Origin of the sequence: Chromohalobacter canadensis, assembly GCF_029544075.1 — a bacterium.
GTDB classification, from domain to species: Bacteria; Pseudomonadota; Gammaproteobacteria; order Pseudomonadales; family Halomonadaceae; genus Chromohalobacter; species Chromohalobacter canadensis_A.
Map to the genome: position 1 here is coordinate 265,644 of NZ_JAJQJH010000001.1, position 15,561 is coordinate 281,204.

Below are 15,561 nucleotides of genomic sequence, written 5' to 3' on the forward strand. Positions count from 1 at the left end.
GCAAAGGGGCGACCCGTAGGCCGCCCCATGGCGTGGCGTTGGTTGTCCCGACGCCGACTTACTTGGCTTCTTCAGCGAAGTACTTGTTGTAGATCTCCTGATAGGTGCCGTTGTCCTTCAGGGTCGCCAGCGCTTCGTTGAATTGATCCGCCAGTTCTTGATCGCGTTTGCGGAATGCAATGCCGAAGCCTTCGCCGAAGTACTTCTTGGGCTCGGTGATCATCTCGCCAACGACTTTATAATTGCCTTCCTCGCTATCCAGCAGGGTGGACTTGCCTACCGGGAAGTCCAGGAACGCAATGTCGACACGACCGGCGTCCATGTCGAGGACGAGATCGTCGGCGGTGGAGTAACGGCTGATGTCGGCCGCGTCGCCGAACATATCGGTGACGTAGTTATCCTGCAACGTGCCGCGCTGAACCCCGATGGTCTTGCCTTCGAGCGTCTGCTTGGCCGGGAAGTCGATGCTGCTGTCTTGCGGTGCGAACCACGCGGAGGGCGGCTGGAAGTACGGGTCGGAGAAGAGCACGGTCCCCTTGCGTTCTTCGTTGATGGTCATCGAGGACATGATCGCGTCGTACTTACGCGCCATCAGGCCCGGAATGATGCCGTCCCACGCCTGCACGACCCACTCGCACTTCCTGTCGATCTCTTCGCAGATGGCGTTGCCGAGCTCGATGTCAAAGCCGGTGAGTTCACCGTCAGCCGTACGGTATTCCATCGGCTCGTAAGGCACATCGACACCGATACGCAAGGTGTCCTGAGCGAAGGCGCTGCCAGCCAGCAAGGCGCTACCGAGAAGGGTGATGGTCAGCAATTTTTTCATGGAAAGCTCTCTACGGAATTTGCAGTGTGTTGTTATGGAGCCGCCTCGTGAGCAGCCCTGAGTTTCACGTCTTGCAGCATATCGAAGCACCGCCGCGATGCCTAGCATGGTGTGGCATGCGGATGATGTGAACGGCAGCCGTTAGGGCTGAGGTGTGAACGCCTGCTATAAGCGGCCGCAGGGAGCATATTTAACGGCTTGGCTATGTTTCTTCATCACCGATCTCAGACATCCGAAGTAATTGACTGCTATGCCGTACAGTCAGAATATCAATCTGATCTCTGACGCTGTAAATAATCCGATAGGTTCCAAATATAACCTCCCGAATGCGACGCCCCCCAACCTCTGGAACGATGCGTCCACTTTCAGGGAAGTCAGCCAGCCGCTCCACGGTGTCGAAGATGCTTTCAACCCACTCAACCGCAACGCTAGGCTTATCTTCCGCTATATACTGGGCGATATCCTCAACACGTTCCAAGGCCAGCGGAGACCAAACAATTCTCATTACGCCAGCCTGCTCATCACCTGTGATTTAGCGTCTTCATGAGAAATGCCTTCCCCATTAGCGATCTGCTCTTCGGCCTTGTAGACCTCTTCCAGCAGCTCTAGACGCTCTTGCATCCTCTCGTATTCCTGAACGTCCACCAGTACGGCAACGCCACGTCCCCTCTGCGTTAACACCATAGGGCGGCGGGTTTCATGGATCTGTTTTACAAATGAGGCAACGCCCGCCCGGAACTCAGATAGCGGTCGGATATCTTCATCGACGCGAACTCTTGCCATGAGAATCACCTGTGTACAAATGGTTGTACTCTTAAGCGTACATCTATGCTGCAGGATAGGCAAGGAAGGGCCTCTATGAAACATGACTCAGAGCGCACCAGTGATCTTGGCGAAGCGCAGGCGAGGGCATCATATTACCCCTTGTTCGATAGCCCACCTCCACGCTTGAGATAAGATCCCTGCGATACCGACAATAACAATTGCCCAGGTTAGGCGATTACCTACTTTTGCCGTTTTGATCTGATCCTGATGGCGCTGAACGTTCAGCTCAAACTCCGAAAGGGTGACCAAAGCTTTGCCTGTCACGACGTAGTTCGTACCCTTTTTAGTCAACTCTCCGGAATCCACAAACGAATCAAGGATAAGCTCAAGGTGCGCTTTGTGCTTGTTTTTATCTGGATGATAGAGCCTCTTACGCGAATATTTTTGTACTGCCAGCATAAGAGGATATATCTCATCCGATGGGTTCTCGATTTTACGTTCCACGAGATGCCGAAGCAGTTCCATTCTTTCTTCACGAACTAGGCGTTTTTGTTGTATAAGGACTGATTTATCCGATCTCGATACTTCACGATTTTGTGCCAGCGGACAAAGTCCATCAGCAGAAATTTACCGGGCGCGGTATAGTCGAACTTGTATCCCTGGTAGTAGTGCTCAATTTTTAGATTAAATGTTGCTGGGTCGATATCCCTTTCTGTCAGGGTTTCCTCATTCCCGGACTGCTCGCCTTTCCAAACCAACGCTTTGTATCCGGCTTTTTTACGCTTCCGGATCAATATGCGTGTATTCGATTCAAAATCTTCCAGCTTTACTGAGTAAAAGTCGTTTTCCAGTGCTCCCGGCAAGCTGGTAGTAATACGCTGAGGAGCTGGCTTCTTTAAGGCCTTGTTCAGAGCACGAAAGAACAACTTGCTCTCCTTGCCTAGCGCTTGCGGCATGCACGTTCAGGGATGGGGCCGAAGGTGCAATGTAATGGGTGTCGCCGTTCCTGCACTGATTAGCGCTTCATTCAGGAAGTCGGCCTTGGCCTAGAGACTCGATGCGAATGTTGAATATCTGTTCGATTACTAACTCGGGAGAAGCTGAGAGAGACCAAACAGCGAAATACAAGAAGCCAGTGAGGATGATAAACAAAAGTGCACCCAAGGCACTTTTAAAGACATCCAGAAAATGACGGGGCTTTATATTAATAAGTTCTGAATGTACCCGGGCTGAAAAATATTCTTCACGCTCTTTCAAGTCAGCTTCGAGCACATTTGAAAGAAACTTCTCAGTCAGGGCTGTTGCTTCGCTGCGATAGAATTCTAACTGAGAGGGAGACATTGATAGCTCGTTGAAAGGCTGAAGGTCTCCATCATTAGGGTCTTTACCACCATTCTTTTCTTTAAAGTCAGTTATAAACTGAATTTTTTGTCGCTTATAAACAGAGTAGGAGATGATCCCATGTATATCATCTTCCGAATCGACTAACTGGTCATGAATGTAATTAAAATCTTTAGCCAAGCGAACTTAACCTCTTTGGTTGTTAACTGAAGAAGAGGCAGTTCTCCACGCAGCTTTTAGCTCTGCACTAGACATTTGCAGCGCACGGTTTTTAAAGCCGTAAACAGAATTCGCTCGATTCGATGGCTCTTGGTGATCCAACATGCCTCGTGCAGCTTTCTTCACCGCTGACGTCATGTGTTTGTTAGCTACCTTCATAAATTCCTCCTCCACTACCCACATCAGAACCGCATAACGCAGATCATGGCGCACCTGTCTTACTCGCTAACAGGTATTAGATAGCGCGCTCGTTTTGCCACTGAACGAGCCCGCGCGTTCAATAAATCTTATCTAGCTTGCTCTTCCGCGTCTAGCTCGTTGGCCTGAATAATGCTCAGAAGAATGTCAGGAGGTTATGCAGAATCCGCGTGCCTGCTGCCTTTGCCGGTTTTCGTCACGCCTTCGGCGTTGGGAGCGGTCGCCAGGCACGCTACCGCCAAGGCCACTGCATATCGTGTTGACGCGGTAGTCCCATGCGTGTCGGTTATTTTTCGAGTCGTCTAAGCGACCTTAGAGTTTCATACTAGGTGGGATGAGGTCTGTCAGCAAAGCGGATAAAGCACCGCTTATCGATGCCGTTGGTGGCTTGGCGAGGGTGTGGGGGTATCGGGGGCGTGGGTGGTAAGTGTTGGCTTACTTGGAACGCAACGGGCAGCATGGGCTACCCGTTGTCGGTGGCTATTGCTGCGCGGAGGCAAAGGTTCAAGGTTTATCCTCGTGATATATGTCTTCCTCAGTGGGCGGCGTTGTCGCGTCGGCTTCATCAAAATCATCCACCGCGTCTTCCCGGTCCTGGGCGTGATGAGGCGTCGTCTTGCCAATCTCTCCTTCAAATGCTGAGAGCAGGGCTTCGTTTTCGGCGTCCATATCGATGCTGCCTTGAAAGACGGCGCCGTCTTCCAGCACCAGGCAGGGGGTGATGATGGTGCCAACGATATATGCCGTATGATGAATGGAAATTTTGTGAGAGGCGATCAGTCGCCCTTCGACATGCCCTGCTACATCTAGCGTTTGGGCATAGATATCCCCCTCCACGCGGCCGGCCTTGCCAATGCTGACCGAGTTGTTCTTGAATTCTACGGTGCCTACTATCTGGCCATCGATAACCAGTTCTTCCTCACCGATGACGCTACCTTTAATGCTGGTTTGAGCGCCGATGATAGCGGATCGTCCGGCCTTGTCTCGTGGGACGTCCGCTTGGGTGGTGCTTTTGGGTGAGGTGGGAGGCGGCACCGTATGGTCGGCAGGAACACTGTCAGGTTTGTGCTTGCTGAACATAGGGGAAGGTCCGAGTCGCGTGAGAAAAAACAACGGCACCAGGAAATCTTGCCTTGTCGGCTTGAGATCAAAAGGATGAGTAGCTGACGAAAAGACCTGTTAGTCGTGTTTTCTCAGTGTGTAGAAACCTGCCTATACTTGCGCATTCTATGCTGGCCAAGGGGCAATTATGGGGGGCGGGGATGTATTTTTCGTCTTGAGCTTGATAGCGCTCATCATCATTGTGTTGGACGGCAAGAGGCGTATCAAAAATCGTGCCTCCGCAGCCCAGCCGTCTTCCTGGCGCCTGCAACAGCGACAATCCCCTCCCTCCACAGAAGCCTCCAACCTGCCGAATCAGCCGCAAAATCCAGCCAAGGTTGATTTACCGACATCCCCACCGACAGAGACTACCCAAGGTTTGTCCGCGTCCGGCGGAAGCCTGATTGGTTCGACGCTGCGTATCGACGGTGATGTGATTGCTCATGAAGCGCTGGTCATCAGTGGCGCCATCGTAGGCCATGTCACGGCCTGGGAGCACTCTGTCATGGTCAACGAAGCGGGCAGCGTATCTCCGCGTATCGAGGCGCGTACGATTTGCGTTGCCGGCAGTGTCACCGGCCAGCTCGTGGCCACGGATCAAGCCATCGTGCTCTCCAGTGCACGCGTAAGCGGCAGCATTGACGCAAAGCGCCTGAAATGTGAAAGCGGGGCCTGGCTACAATCGAGTGTTAAATGATGCTCTATCTGTAACCGCACATTTCTGCCGTCGCTTAACTTTGCTGTCTTGCTAATACATTCGAGGATTAGCCCATTTCAAGGCGCGAGCAGGTAGCCGCTGCGGTGTGCGTGGTGGCCGGCGACGTCGGCGACGATCATGCCGGCGGTGGCCATTCTGCGCTGGGTGCGGGCGTAGAACATGCCGTCTTGCTCGGCACGCACGGCGTGTACGGCGTCGCTGATGGGGTCGATGATCTCGGCGATCAGGTCGCCGCTTTTGACTTCTTCCCCCGGCGTGCGGTGGAAGACCACGACGCCGCCCGCGGGGGCGCGGAGAAAGTCCATGGCGGCGAGTTCGGTGGCAGGATACGCCAGTGCCGGCAGGGGTGGTGCTTCGCCGTCGATCAGGGCGTGGTAGCGCATCCAGTCGAGAATCGCCTCGGCATCGCGTTCGGCGATGTCGCGGGCGACGTCCTGCTGGCCGCGTAGCTCGAGGGTGATCGATTGGCTGCCGTAGGGGATCGGATATCGGTCACCGAAGCGCTCGCGCAATTGCTCCCAGACTAGGGTAAAGCACTCGTCGAACGAGCCGCCGCCGGAATCGGTGGCGAGCATGCTGGCCTTGGCGCCGAAATAACGCGCCAAGGGCTCGAAGTCGGGCCATGCCGCCGGGGTGGTGTAGAGGTGTTCGACGGCGTTGAAATCGCAGTGCAAATCGAGAATGAAATCCGCGTCGCAGGCCAGGCGTTGCTGCGTCAGGTGCAGGGACTCGTAGGTCGAAGTCGCCGGCTGTTCATCGAGGGCGGCGATGAAGCGCCGACGTATTTCGGCCCGGTTGTGTTCGGCATCCTGCGTCAGCGCGCTTTCCAGCCCTTCGGCGATGCGCTCGGTGACGTCGCGATAGCCCCGGTTGAAGTTGCTGACGCTCTCGAAATCGTAGCGCCCCAGAGGGATGTCCATCAGTTGCTGGTCGAGCCCGATGGGGTTGGCGACCGGCACCACGATGACGTGCGCCTTGAGCTGTCCGGCCTCTTCCAGCGCTTTCAGGCGCTGCTTGAGGGTCCAGGCGACCAGCATGCCGGGGAGTTCGTCGGCATGCAGCGAGCCTTGGATGTAGACACGCTTTTCCGCCTCGGCGGGGCCGAAGTGAAAACTCTCCAGGCTGCGCTGAGTCCCGGGGACGGGGCTCAGCAGAGGATGGGCATGGTGTTGCATGGGGTGTCCTCGTGAATGCCGGCGGCGTTTTGCCGCCGGCAAACGGTCATTTTTCGCCGACGGGCAGCGACAGGTCGTAGTCGAAGTATTGCTTCATCAGCTTTTCGTAGGTGCCGTCGGCATAGACGTCGCGAATGGCCTGATTGAATTTCTCCGCGAGTTCCTTGTCGCGCTTGCGAAATGCCATGGCCGCGCCTTTGCCGAAGATCGAGACGGGCTTCTTGATGCTCTCGCCGATCTTCTTGAATTCGCTGTCGTCATCCTTGAAGTGGAAGGTATCCACGGCGAGGGGATAGTCCTCGAAGGACAAGTCCAGGCGCCCCGACATCAGGTCGTTGGCGACGTCCTGGGAGGATGAGTAGCGGTGGATATCGAGGGTGTCGCCGTACATCTGCGTGACATAGCTATCGCGGATGGTGCCGCGCTGCACGCCGACGCTGAGCCCTTCGAGTGCGTCCTTGTCGCTGATGTCGATACCGCGATCGCGACGTGTGATCCAGACGCTGGGGGTGTTGTAGTAGGGGATCGAAAACAGTACCTGGTTTTCACGCTCGGGCGTGATGGCCATCGAGGAGAGAATGGCGTCGTATTTGCGCGAGAGCAGGCCGGGGATGATGCCGTCCCAGGATTGCTCGACCCAGGTGCAGTCGAGGTTGGCGCGTTTGCACAGTTCGTTGCCGAGATCGATCTCGAAACCTTCCAGCTCGCCTGCCGGTGTGCGATACACAAAAGGCTCGTAAGGCACGTCGATGGCCAGGCGTACTTCGTCGGTATCGCGGGCCTGAGCGGTAGTGGCCGTCATGACCACGCCGAGAAGAGTCAGCGCCAGGAGCTTTTTCATGGTAAGCCTCATTGGGATGTCGTTCGGAGGGTGTGGCCTGCCGCGTGCCATGACGCGGGCCGCGGCAGGCTGGGTGTCACCCGTTCAGCGGTTTGAGATGCGCCAGGAGTTTCTTTTCCAGATAGCGGAAGAGATACAGGATAGCGAAGGTCAGGCACAGGTAGATCGCCGCCACGAAGAGGAAGGCATCGAAGGGGGCGTAGAAACGTGCATAGACAAATCGTGCGGCCCCGGTGAGGTCCATGATCGTGACCACGCTGGCGATGGCGCTGGCGTGGAGCATGAAGATCACCTCGTTGCCGTAAGCCGGCAAGGCGCGCCGGAAGGCGCTGGGCATGATGATGCGCCGCATCATCAGCGCACGTGACATGCCGTAGGCGCGCGCCGCTTCGATCTCACCGCGCGGCGTGGCCTTGATCGCGCCGTGGAAGATCTCGGTGGTATAGGCGGCGGTGTTGAGCGTGAAGGCGATCAGCGCCGGGTAGAAAGCGTCCTTGAGGATCGCCCACAAGAAGGTGTCCTGAATGCCTTCGATGAACACCACGCCGTAGTAGATCAGGTACAGCTGGATCAATAGTGGCGTGCCACGAAACACATAGGTGTAGAAGAAGATGGGCCACTTGATCCACTTGCGCCGTGAGCCCCGTGCGATGGCGAGCGGTACCGCCAGCACCAACCCGATGACCAGAGACAGAAACACCAGACGCACGGTGCTGCCCAGCCCGTCGAGGTAGTAGCCAAGCGTATTGGCTGTGAAGATGGCATTGTCCGAGAGTAGTTCGGTGAACCAGGCGTTTAGTTGTTCCATTCGTCCGCCTCCCCGAAACCGACGTTATAGTGTTTTTGCAGCCGCGCGACGATCCACTCCGAAACGCTGGCGATCAAGAGATACACCACGGCGACCGGGATCATGAACAAAAACGGCTCGTGCGTGGCTTTGGTCGCCTCGGCGGCGATACGCACCATGTCGGAAAGCCCGATCACCGAGACCAGTGCGGTAGTCTTGAGCAGCACCATCCAGTTGTTGCCCAGCCCGGGAAGGGCGTGACGCATCATCTGCGGAAATTGAATGCGCCGGAAAATGAGCCGGTTGGACATCCCGTAGGCACGTCCGGCCTCGAGCTGGCCGCTGTCGACGGCGAGGAAAGCGCCGCGAAACGTCTCGCCCATATAGGCGCCGAAGATGAAACCGATGGTCACCACGCCGGCGATAAACTCGTTGATGTTGATGAAGATATCTACATCGAACTCGTAGTAGAGCCAGTCGGTGATCATGTTGACGCCTATCTGGCCGCCGAAGAACAGCAGCATCATCAAGACGAGATCGGGCACCCCGCGAATGAGCGTGGTATAGAGCGTGGCGATGCGGTGGAACAACCAGTGGCGAGACAGCTTGGCGCTGGCGGTGAGCAGGCCGAGGGTCAAGGCCAGCAACAACGACAGCACAGCTACTTCCAAGGTGACCAGGGCGCCTTCGAGAAGCCGGGGGCCGTAGCCCTGCAGGTCGATCATGCGATTTTCTCCCGTCGGGCGTCAGTGCTTCGGAGCCAGGAACTGCTTGAGGCGGTCCGACTGCGGGTTGTCGAGGACCTCTTTCGGCGGACCGATTTCCTCGACCATGCCCTGATGCAGGTAGATCACTTGCGAGGAGACGTCGCGGGCGAAGCTCATCTCGTGGGTCACCACGATCATGGTGCGTCCCTCTTCGGCGAGGTCGCGCATGACCTTGAGCACATCGCCGACGAGTTCAGGGTCGAGCGCCGAGGTCGGCTCATCGAATAGCATTACTTCCGGGTCCATGGCCAGCGCCCGGGCGATGGCACCACGCTGTTGCTGGCCGCCGGACATTTGCGCCGGGTAGTAGTCGGCGTGGTCGAGCAGCCCCACACGGTCGAGGAGTTGGCGTGCGTGTTCGGTCGCTTCGCGCTTTGACTTGCCGAGCACGTGAATCGGCGCTTCAGTGACGTTCTCCAGCAGTGTCATATGGGCCCAGAGATTGAAGCTCTGGAAGACCATCGAAAGCTTGGCGCGAATGCGCTCGACCTGTTTCCAGTCGACCGGCTCGCGGCCACGACGCGTGGTTTTGAAGGCGATGTTCTCACCATGCACGATCAACTCGCCTTCATTGGGTTGTTCGAGCAGATTCATGCAGCGCAGGAAAGTGCTCTTGCCGGAGCCGGAGGCACCGATCAGCGTGATCACGTCGCCTTTGTGGGCGGTGAGAGAGAGTCCCTTGAGGACTTCGGTGTCACCGAAGCGCTTGGTGATGTCTCGCACTTCGAGGGGAATGGGCGTATCAGCCATGAAAAGCTCCAAACGTGGCGGTAAGTCACGGTTGGCACACCGGGCGGCGATGAAAAAGCCAGTGAGCGCGGTGCGACAACCTTGGGGAGGCTAGCGCAAAAAGGGAGCGATTCTAGCAGGCCGCGGGCGACCGAGCAGGCTCGATTTGGCGGCCGATGATACGACGTTTGTCGTATGAGTGCGTCATCTTGTGCATGAAAGTAGTCCTGTATTGTTGTCATTGAGTGTTGTGCTAGGTACTGCCTGAAAGTACCTGTGCCCTCGTGGTGCACGAGGGGGAGCGGGAAATCGTCATGTCGGCGGTGGGCACGCGCGTACCAGTAGCGCCGCGCGCGCGCCGAGTTCCACCTGGGCGTTGGGGAACACCACCGCCACCGGTGCCTCTTCAACGACGGTGTCGCCGGCTTGGCCATCATGCGCGAGTCGCGTGCCCACGGCGAATTCGGTGAAATTTGGCGTTTCCTCGGAGAAGCACAGCAAGAAGTCCTGCGACTGGCGCATCAGCTCGCTGACGACCCTGAAGAAACGCACATCCTCGAGATTCCCCGACGGTGCCGGTCGACCCTCAAGCAACGCTTCGAGCAGTGCGAGCATTCCTGCCAGCGCGTCGAGGTCGTTGTCGCCGAAGGGGCGCACCTTGCCGAGTTCCAGCGTGAATGCCTGCGCGGCGTGATAATGCTTGGAATAATGCGAGAAGGTCCAGCTATGGCGATGCTGATGCAGGGCTGCCTGCATGCCGGCGGCGGCCAGTCCATGCCATTGAACGGGATCGGTCTCGGATTCGGCGAAGGGCTCGACGGCGAAGCGTGGGTAGCGGCTGTCGCGAATCGCGGTGTGCATATCGTAATGCAGGCGCGGCAAGCGATGGCGGGCAAAGAAGGCGTCCACCGCGCTCATCAACTCGCGGGCGCGGTCGGGCTCGTCGCCTTCCAGATCCAGGCCTCGCTGGAACAGGCGATTGAGGTTGGTGGTGCAAAAGCGCACGCCCTGTCGAATCGCCTCGAGGTTGCCGAGGATCACCAGCACCGGCGCGCCGAGTCTGAGTTGACCGACCTCAAGGCGCGCCAGCCATGCGCCGACGAGTTCGATGGGCGCGGTCTCGTTGCCGTGGATGCCTGCCGAGATGACGCAGGCATGGGCATTGGGCGCGGGAGTGTCGGGAATCAACTCCAGCAGCCCCGGCGCCAGCAGGCGGTAGCGACCGCCCGGCACCGTGCCCCGATCGACGGCCGGCGGCGTACCGTCGAGGCTGAAGGCGAGCCAGTCGTCGAGCATGCTCAGCGCTCCTCGCGGTGCGCACCGCATGCATCGGTGACGGCACCGAGGATATGCATGCCGGTAACTAAGGAGTCTTGCTCAAGAGCCCCGTCGTGATTCGATGACGGCGTGAGGAACGCTTGGTCGATCATGTCGTGCGCCTGTTGTGTTATGGCGACGTCCGCGTGGTCGCGATCCGCGAGCGGGCGTGCTGTTGGCTGCAAGCATCGCTAATACGGCATTAGCAATGTCGATGTCTCTACAGTACGAGTCGGGCGCGCGACCACAAGAGGGGAAGTCGGAGTAATGAAAATGCCCGGTCTCAAGATGAAAACCGTATCGCTGAGGATAATCGACGACGAGAGCAAGAGGGGCTGTTGGGGCAAGAGAGGCTTCCATGATGCCGTATTCGAGAATATTATTAACGTGCTATTGATAACACGCTAACTAAAAGAGGATGAAAACATCATGACCTCGCGCACGTTCGGCAGGCTTCGCGCAGGTGGCGCGCCGCTCATCATCATCGGCAGCTTCCTTATCGCCGGTATAGCCAATGCCTACTCGGCCTTCTCCCCGGATTCCCCTTATATGCTCGGTGATTGGGGAGGAGAGCGCACCGCGCTGGAAGACGCCGGCGTTGCTTTCAGCTTTGATTACGTCGGCGAGGCCGCCACCATTCTCGACGGAGGCTATCGCGACAGTCACGTGACCAAGTACGCCGATCAGCTCGCCGTCGGGGCCAACTTCGATCTCGACAAGCTGGCCGGTATTCCCGACGCGGAGTTCCAGATAACGATGGTCAATCGCAATGGCCATACTGCCAACGACCGGCTCAGCGACCCGGATGCGACGGTCGGTGGCTCCAACGTGCAGGAAGTGCAGGGGCGCGGGCCGGTCACGCGACTGACGCAATTCTGGTATCGCCAGCGGTTCTTCGACGACGCCTTGGCTATCAAGCTGGGGCGGATTCCCTTCGGCGATGACTTTGCCACCATCGACAGCAAGTTCCAGAATCTGGCGTTCGGCGGGGCGCAGCCGGGCAACTGGGGCAACAATATCTATAACTGGCCGATCTCGCAGTGGGCGGCGGTTATCCGCACGAACTTCGCATCCGGTTGGTATGCCCAGTTGGGAGCTTTCAATATCAATGACAGCAACTTGGAAAACGACAACGGCTTCGATCTTCGCACCAGTGGCACTGAAGGCACGCTTTTCCCGGTGGAGCTCGGGTATACCCCGACGTTGAATGGCATGGAAGGCGCCTACAAGCTCGGCTTCTACACACAGAATGTCGAGAATCGTGCGTATGGCGATGGCCCGGCAACGGAGACCAGCGATACCAATACCGGGCTCTACTACGTGGTTCAGCAGCAGGTGACGACGCGCGGCGGCAATCCCGATCGCGGGCTGACGCTATTCAGCATGGGCAATGCCAACCACGGCGATACGGCGGGTATCGATCGCTACGTTTCGGTTGGTGCGACCTACGAGGGGCCATTCGACGCCCGCCCGCAGGATGACGCCGGCATCGGGTTGGCGTATCTCCACGTCAATGACGACGTCAACGACTACGTTGACTACTACAACGCCACACCGGCGGGTTTATCCTCGCCATTGCCACGCCAGGGTCACGAGTATGATGCCGAGGTTTACTACAGCTTCAACCTGACCAACTACTTGGCGTTGCGTCCCAACCTGCAGTACGTAGTCAATCCGTCGGCGGTGGATTCGGTCGACAACGCCTGGATCGCCGGCACCACAATCCAGGCGAGCTTCTGAGTCACGCTTTGAGCTCATCGCGCGTTGCCGGACAACACGAAACGCCCGGTTTTCATCATGAAAACCGGGCGTTTGCTGGAAGCGTGGGTGGCGGTGATCAGGCGCCCCTGGCACCGGTATAGAGCGTGTAGATCGACTGGCTGGCCGTCATCAGCAAGCGGTTGCGGTCTTCGCCCACGAAGCAGAGATTAGCGCAGACTTCGGGTAGCAGAATCCGCGCTAGGCGCTCGCCGTCGGGGGTGAAGACCGAGACTCCGTCCTTGCCTTCCCCGCCTGACACGCCGGCCCAGATATTGCCGTCCTGATCCAGCGTGATGCCGTCGTAGCCTTCATCCTTGCTCGAGATCACCGTCTCACGCTCGCCTTGCGCGGTACCATCCTCCGCCAGGCGCCAGCGCGAGATGGTGGCCGGTTGGTCGGGATAGTGGGACGGTGCGGTGTCGCTGGCGTAGAGCGTGCGTTTGTCGGCGGAGAGCGCAATGCCGTTGGGCTTGTAGAGCGCATCAGAAAATAAGCGTGGCTCGTCGAGATCGTCGTCGATGTAGTAGATCGCCGGGTCAAGCTCGAGTTCGCGTTTGTGGCCTTCATAATCCACGTGCGCGCCGTAGCCGGGGTCGGTGAACAGGATGCCGCCATTGTCGAGGGCAACCAAATCGTTGGGCGCATTGAGGCGCTTGCCCTGGAACTGATCGGCCAGGGTAGTGACGCTGCCGTCCCACTCGTAGCGCACCACGCGCGCGGGTGAGTGCTCACACGCTACCAGCCGCCCCCAACGGTCGAAGGTATTACCGTTGGAGTGGCCGACGCCTTCGCGCAACACGCTAACCTCACCGGTGGCTTCATCCCAGCGCATCTGACGGGCGCGGGGAATGTCGCTGAATACGGCATAGCGGCCCACGGCATTCCAGGCCGGGCCCTCGAGCCAAAGGCCTCCGGTCCATTGCCGTTCCAGTGGCGTGTTGAAGACGTAATAGGGCTTGAAACGGTCATCGAGCACTTCCCAGGCATCATCTGGATAACGCTGTGGTGTGCCGGCACCGTTCGTGTGCGCCAATAGCGTCGGCGCGAAGGTAGCCGTGGCGGCAAGGGCGCTGGAAGTGGCGAGAAACTGGCGACGTCCCATCTGCATGGCGTGAAGATCCTTTGCATTCGTTGAGTGTGATGTATGAGGGGTCCCTGTCTTTTTGAATGTAGAACTAATATGTACGTATGTTGAACCTATTCGACCAATGGGCGAGGGACGACGGTGACGCACGTCATAAGAGTGCTGGTCGAAGTGGGCACTCACATTACGGCAATACCCTAAAGAACAGGCCACGACGGTCGATAACTCTCTTGCATCAATCATGATGAATGTACGCAAAGGGCAAGGGGGGTCAATGGCTAATTCGAACGTGGTCGCTCACGCGGGCGAACCGACGGCGCCGGTGGTATCGGACGGTTCTCATGCGGAGACGACACGTAAGCAGTGGACGCTCAAGGGAAAGTTATGGCTGACGCTGGCACTGATGTGGTTGGTGATGATTGCTATCGTGGTCAGCATGGCGTGGCAGAGCCGGAATACGATGTTCGATGAGCGCCAGGCGGCGCTTTCCAACACTATTGGTATGGTGCATACCCTGCTGAACGGCTATGCCGAGCGAGTCGAAGCAGGTGAGCTGAGTGAAGAAGAGGCCAAGGCGCGGGCCACCGAGGATCTCGACGCGATGCGCTTCGGTGCCGACCGTGACAATTATGTCTTCGTCTTCGATGCTGACGCGAAACTCGTCTATCACCCTCGCCGTGACGCGGGCTCGGATATGTCGGACTACGAGGACCCCAACGGCGTCGCGGTGTATCGTGATCTGGCGTCGCTCGGCGAGGAGGGCGGCGGTTATCTGCCGTATTCCTCGCGTGATGCCAGCAGCGATGCGCTCTTTCCCAAGCTCAGCTATGTCGAGCGCTTTGAGCCTTGGGGCTGGAACATGGCGGCGGGTGTCTACACCAACGACATTCAGTCGGCCTTCATCGACAAGTTGTGGCAGTACGCGTTGGTCTTACTGGTGGCGGGTGGTCTCCTGACCGCGGCTTTCCTGCTGGTGATCCGCAATGTATATCGCAGCCTGGGCGGTGAGCCGGATGAAGCCGCCCGCGTCGTGGGACGTATCGCCGAAGGCGATCTGACCACGCCCACCGCGTTGCGCGAGGGCGATACGCAAAGTTTGATGTATGCCATCGAGCGTATGCGTCTCGAGCTGAGCAAGACGATCGCGCGTATCCGTGAGTCCGGGGAAGCTATCGATCAAGGCTCGCGAGAGATCGCTACGGGCAACAACGATCTGTCCGCACGGACCGAGGAGCAGGCGGCGTCGCTTGCACAAACTGCGTCGAGCATGGAAGAGCTGACGGCGACCGTGCGTCAGAATGCGGAGAATGCCGATCAGGCCAATAAAGTGTCGGATGCCACGACGGCGTCAGTAGCGCATGGCCAGGAGGTGATTTCCCAGGTGGTGAGTACCATGGGTGAGATCCGCAGCAGTTCCAGCAAGGTGGCCGATATTATCTCGATGATCGATGACATCGCCTTCCAGACCAACCTGCTGGCGCTCAATGCCTCGGTGGAAGCGGCGCGTGCCGGCGAGCAGGGCCGTGGTTTCGCGGTGGTCGCCAGTGAAGTGCGCAATCTGGCCAGTCGCAGCGCGGATGCCGCGCGTGATATCAAGTCACTGATCGAAGGTTCGGTGAGCCACGTCAACGCTGGTGCCGAACTCGTTGATCAGGCCGATAGCGCGATGGGCGAGATCCGCGAGGGCGCCCAGCGTGTCAGCGACTTGATGGCTGAAATCTCCGCTGCTTCACAAGAGCAGTCCTCGGGGATCGAGCAGGTCAATCAGGCCGTGACGCAGATGGATCAGGTCACGCAGCAAAACGCGGCGCTGGTACAGCAGGCCGCGGGTGCTGCCGGTTCGCTCGAAACGCAAGCGGGTGATCTTTATCAGGCCGTGGTGCGCTTCCGCGTAGCATCGGACCACTGATACCGGTCCTGTAACGTTCGCCT

At 58.0% G+C, this 15,561-nt stretch carries 18 protein-coding genes; 3 read left to right on the plus strand and 15 right to left on the minus strand.

All coding sequences use genetic code 11. The features are described 5' to 3' along the window. Nucleotides 1-58: 58 nt before the first annotated feature. From LUN51_RS01330 to LUN51_RS01360, 7 genes are all read right to left on the minus strand, one after another. Nucleotides 59-826, minus strand: coding sequence for an ABC transporter substrate-binding protein (locus tag LUN51_RS01330; protein WP_277809804.1), 768 nt, complete (start codon nt 824-826; stop codon nt 59-61). Nucleotides 827-1,028: 202 nt separating this feature from the next. Continuing rightward, nucleotides 1,029-1,331: a type II toxin-antitoxin system RelE/ParE family toxin gene (locus LUN51_RS01335; protein ID WP_277809805.1), complete on the minus strand. Its 303-nt coding sequence runs from the start codon at nt 1,329-1,331 to the stop codon at nt 1,029-1,031. Beyond that, the gene (locus LUN51_RS01340; protein ID WP_277809806.1) at nt 1,331-1,609 is read right to left on the minus strand and encodes a type II toxin-antitoxin system Phd/YefM family antitoxin; all 279 of its coding nucleotides are present in this window, start codon (nt 1,607-1,609) and stop codon (nt 1,331-1,333) included. The genes LUN51_RS01335 and LUN51_RS01340 overlap by 1 nt, the downstream gene beginning before the upstream one ends. A 129-nt stretch (nt 1,610-1,738) precedes the next feature. Then, a complete protein-coding gene (locus LUN51_RS01345; protein ID WP_277809807.1) occupies nt 1,739-2,116 on the minus strand; it encodes a hypothetical protein in 378 nt (125 codons plus the stop codon). Nucleotides 2,117-2,130: 14 nt separating this feature from the next. After that, nucleotides 2,131-2,547, minus strand: coding sequence for a hypothetical protein (locus LUN51_RS01350; RefSeq protein WP_277809808.1), 417 nt, complete (start codon nt 2,545-2,547; stop codon nt 2,131-2,133). A 67-nt stretch (nt 2,548-2,614) separates the two neighbouring features. Next, the gene (locus LUN51_RS01355; RefSeq protein ID WP_277809809.1) at nt 2,615-3,112 is read right to left on the minus strand and encodes a hypothetical protein; all 498 of its coding nucleotides are present in this window, start codon (nt 3,110-3,112) and stop codon (nt 2,615-2,617) included. 741 nt (nt 3,113-3,853) lie between these two features. Continuing rightward, a complete protein-coding gene (locus LUN51_RS01360) occupies nt 3,854-4,429 on the minus strand; it encodes a bactofilin family protein (protein WP_277809810.1) in 576 nt (191 codons plus the stop codon). A gap of 196 nt (nt 4,430-4,625) precedes the next feature. On the opposite strand from LUN51_RS01360, the gene LUN51_RS01365 reads away from it, so the two are divergent. Then, nucleotides 4,626-5,147, plus strand: coding sequence for a bactofilin family protein (locus LUN51_RS01365; RefSeq protein WP_277809811.1), 522 nt, complete (start codon nt 4,626-4,628; stop codon nt 5,145-5,147). Between the two features lie 77 nt (nt 5,148-5,224). Here the strand turns inward: LUN51_RS01365 and LUN51_RS01370 are convergent, their stop codons facing one another. The 7 genes from LUN51_RS01370 to LUN51_RS01400 form a co-directional block, all read right to left on the minus strand. Then, the gene (locus LUN51_RS01370; protein WP_277809812.1) at nt 5,225-6,343 is read right to left on the minus strand and encodes a succinylglutamate desuccinylase/aspartoacylase family protein; all 1,119 of its coding nucleotides are present in this window, start codon (nt 6,341-6,343) and stop codon (nt 5,225-5,227) included. A gap of 46 nt (nt 6,344-6,389) precedes the next feature. Beyond that, a complete protein-coding gene (locus LUN51_RS01375; RefSeq protein ID WP_277809813.1) occupies nt 6,390-7,184 on the minus strand; it encodes a transporter substrate-binding domain-containing protein in 795 nt (264 codons plus the stop codon). Nucleotides 7,185-7,260: 76 nt separating this feature from the next. Next, nucleotides 7,261-7,992, minus strand: coding sequence for an ABC transporter permease (locus LUN51_RS01380; protein ID WP_277809814.1), 732 nt, complete (start codon nt 7,990-7,992; stop codon nt 7,261-7,263). Further along, nucleotides 7,980-8,696 carry an ABC transporter permease gene (locus tag LUN51_RS01385; protein WP_277809815.1) on the minus strand — a complete coding sequence of 239 codons (717 nt, stop codon included), beginning with the start codon at nt 8,694-8,696 and terminating at the stop codon, nt 7,980-7,982. The genes LUN51_RS01380 and LUN51_RS01385 overlap by 13 nt, the downstream gene beginning before the upstream one ends. Before the next feature lie 21 nt (nt 8,697-8,717). Further along, the gene (locus LUN51_RS01390; RefSeq protein ID WP_246895451.1) at nt 8,718-9,488 is read right to left on the minus strand and encodes an ABC transporter ATP-binding protein; all 771 of its coding nucleotides are present in this window, start codon (nt 9,486-9,488) and stop codon (nt 8,718-8,720) included. A gap of 291 nt (nt 9,489-9,779) precedes the next feature. After that, nucleotides 9,780-10,763 (minus strand): succinylglutamate desuccinylase, encoded by a 984-nt coding sequence (locus LUN51_RS01395; RefSeq protein WP_277809816.1) that lies wholly within the window; start codon nt 10,761-10,763, stop codon nt 9,780-9,782. Nucleotides 10,764-10,765: 2 nt separating this feature from the next. Continuing rightward, nucleotides 10,766-10,897, minus strand: coding sequence for a hypothetical protein (locus tag LUN51_RS01400; protein WP_257467369.1), 132 nt, complete (start codon nt 10,895-10,897; stop codon nt 10,766-10,768). 316 nt (nt 10,898-11,213) lie between these two features. On the opposite strand from LUN51_RS01400, the gene LUN51_RS01405 reads away from it, so the two are divergent. Next, entirely contained in the window at nt 11,214-12,524 is a 1,311-nt protein-coding gene (locus LUN51_RS01405; RefSeq protein WP_277809817.1) for a carbohydrate porin, read from the plus strand. 97 nt (nt 12,525-12,621) lie between these two features. On the opposite strand, the gene LUN51_RS01410 is transcribed toward LUN51_RS01405, so the two are convergent. Continuing rightward, nucleotides 12,622-13,653, minus strand: coding sequence for an SMP-30/gluconolactonase/LRE family protein (locus tag LUN51_RS01410; RefSeq protein ID WP_277809818.1), 1,032 nt, complete (start codon nt 13,651-13,653; stop codon nt 12,622-12,624). Nucleotides 13,654-13,903: 250 nt separating this feature from the next. Between LUN51_RS01410 and LUN51_RS01415 the strand changes: the two genes are divergently transcribed. Continuing rightward, a complete protein-coding gene (locus LUN51_RS01415) occupies nt 13,904-15,538 on the plus strand; it encodes a methyl-accepting chemotaxis protein (protein WP_277809819.1) in 1,635 nt (544 codons plus the stop codon). Nucleotides 15,539-15,561: the final 23 nt, after the last annotated feature.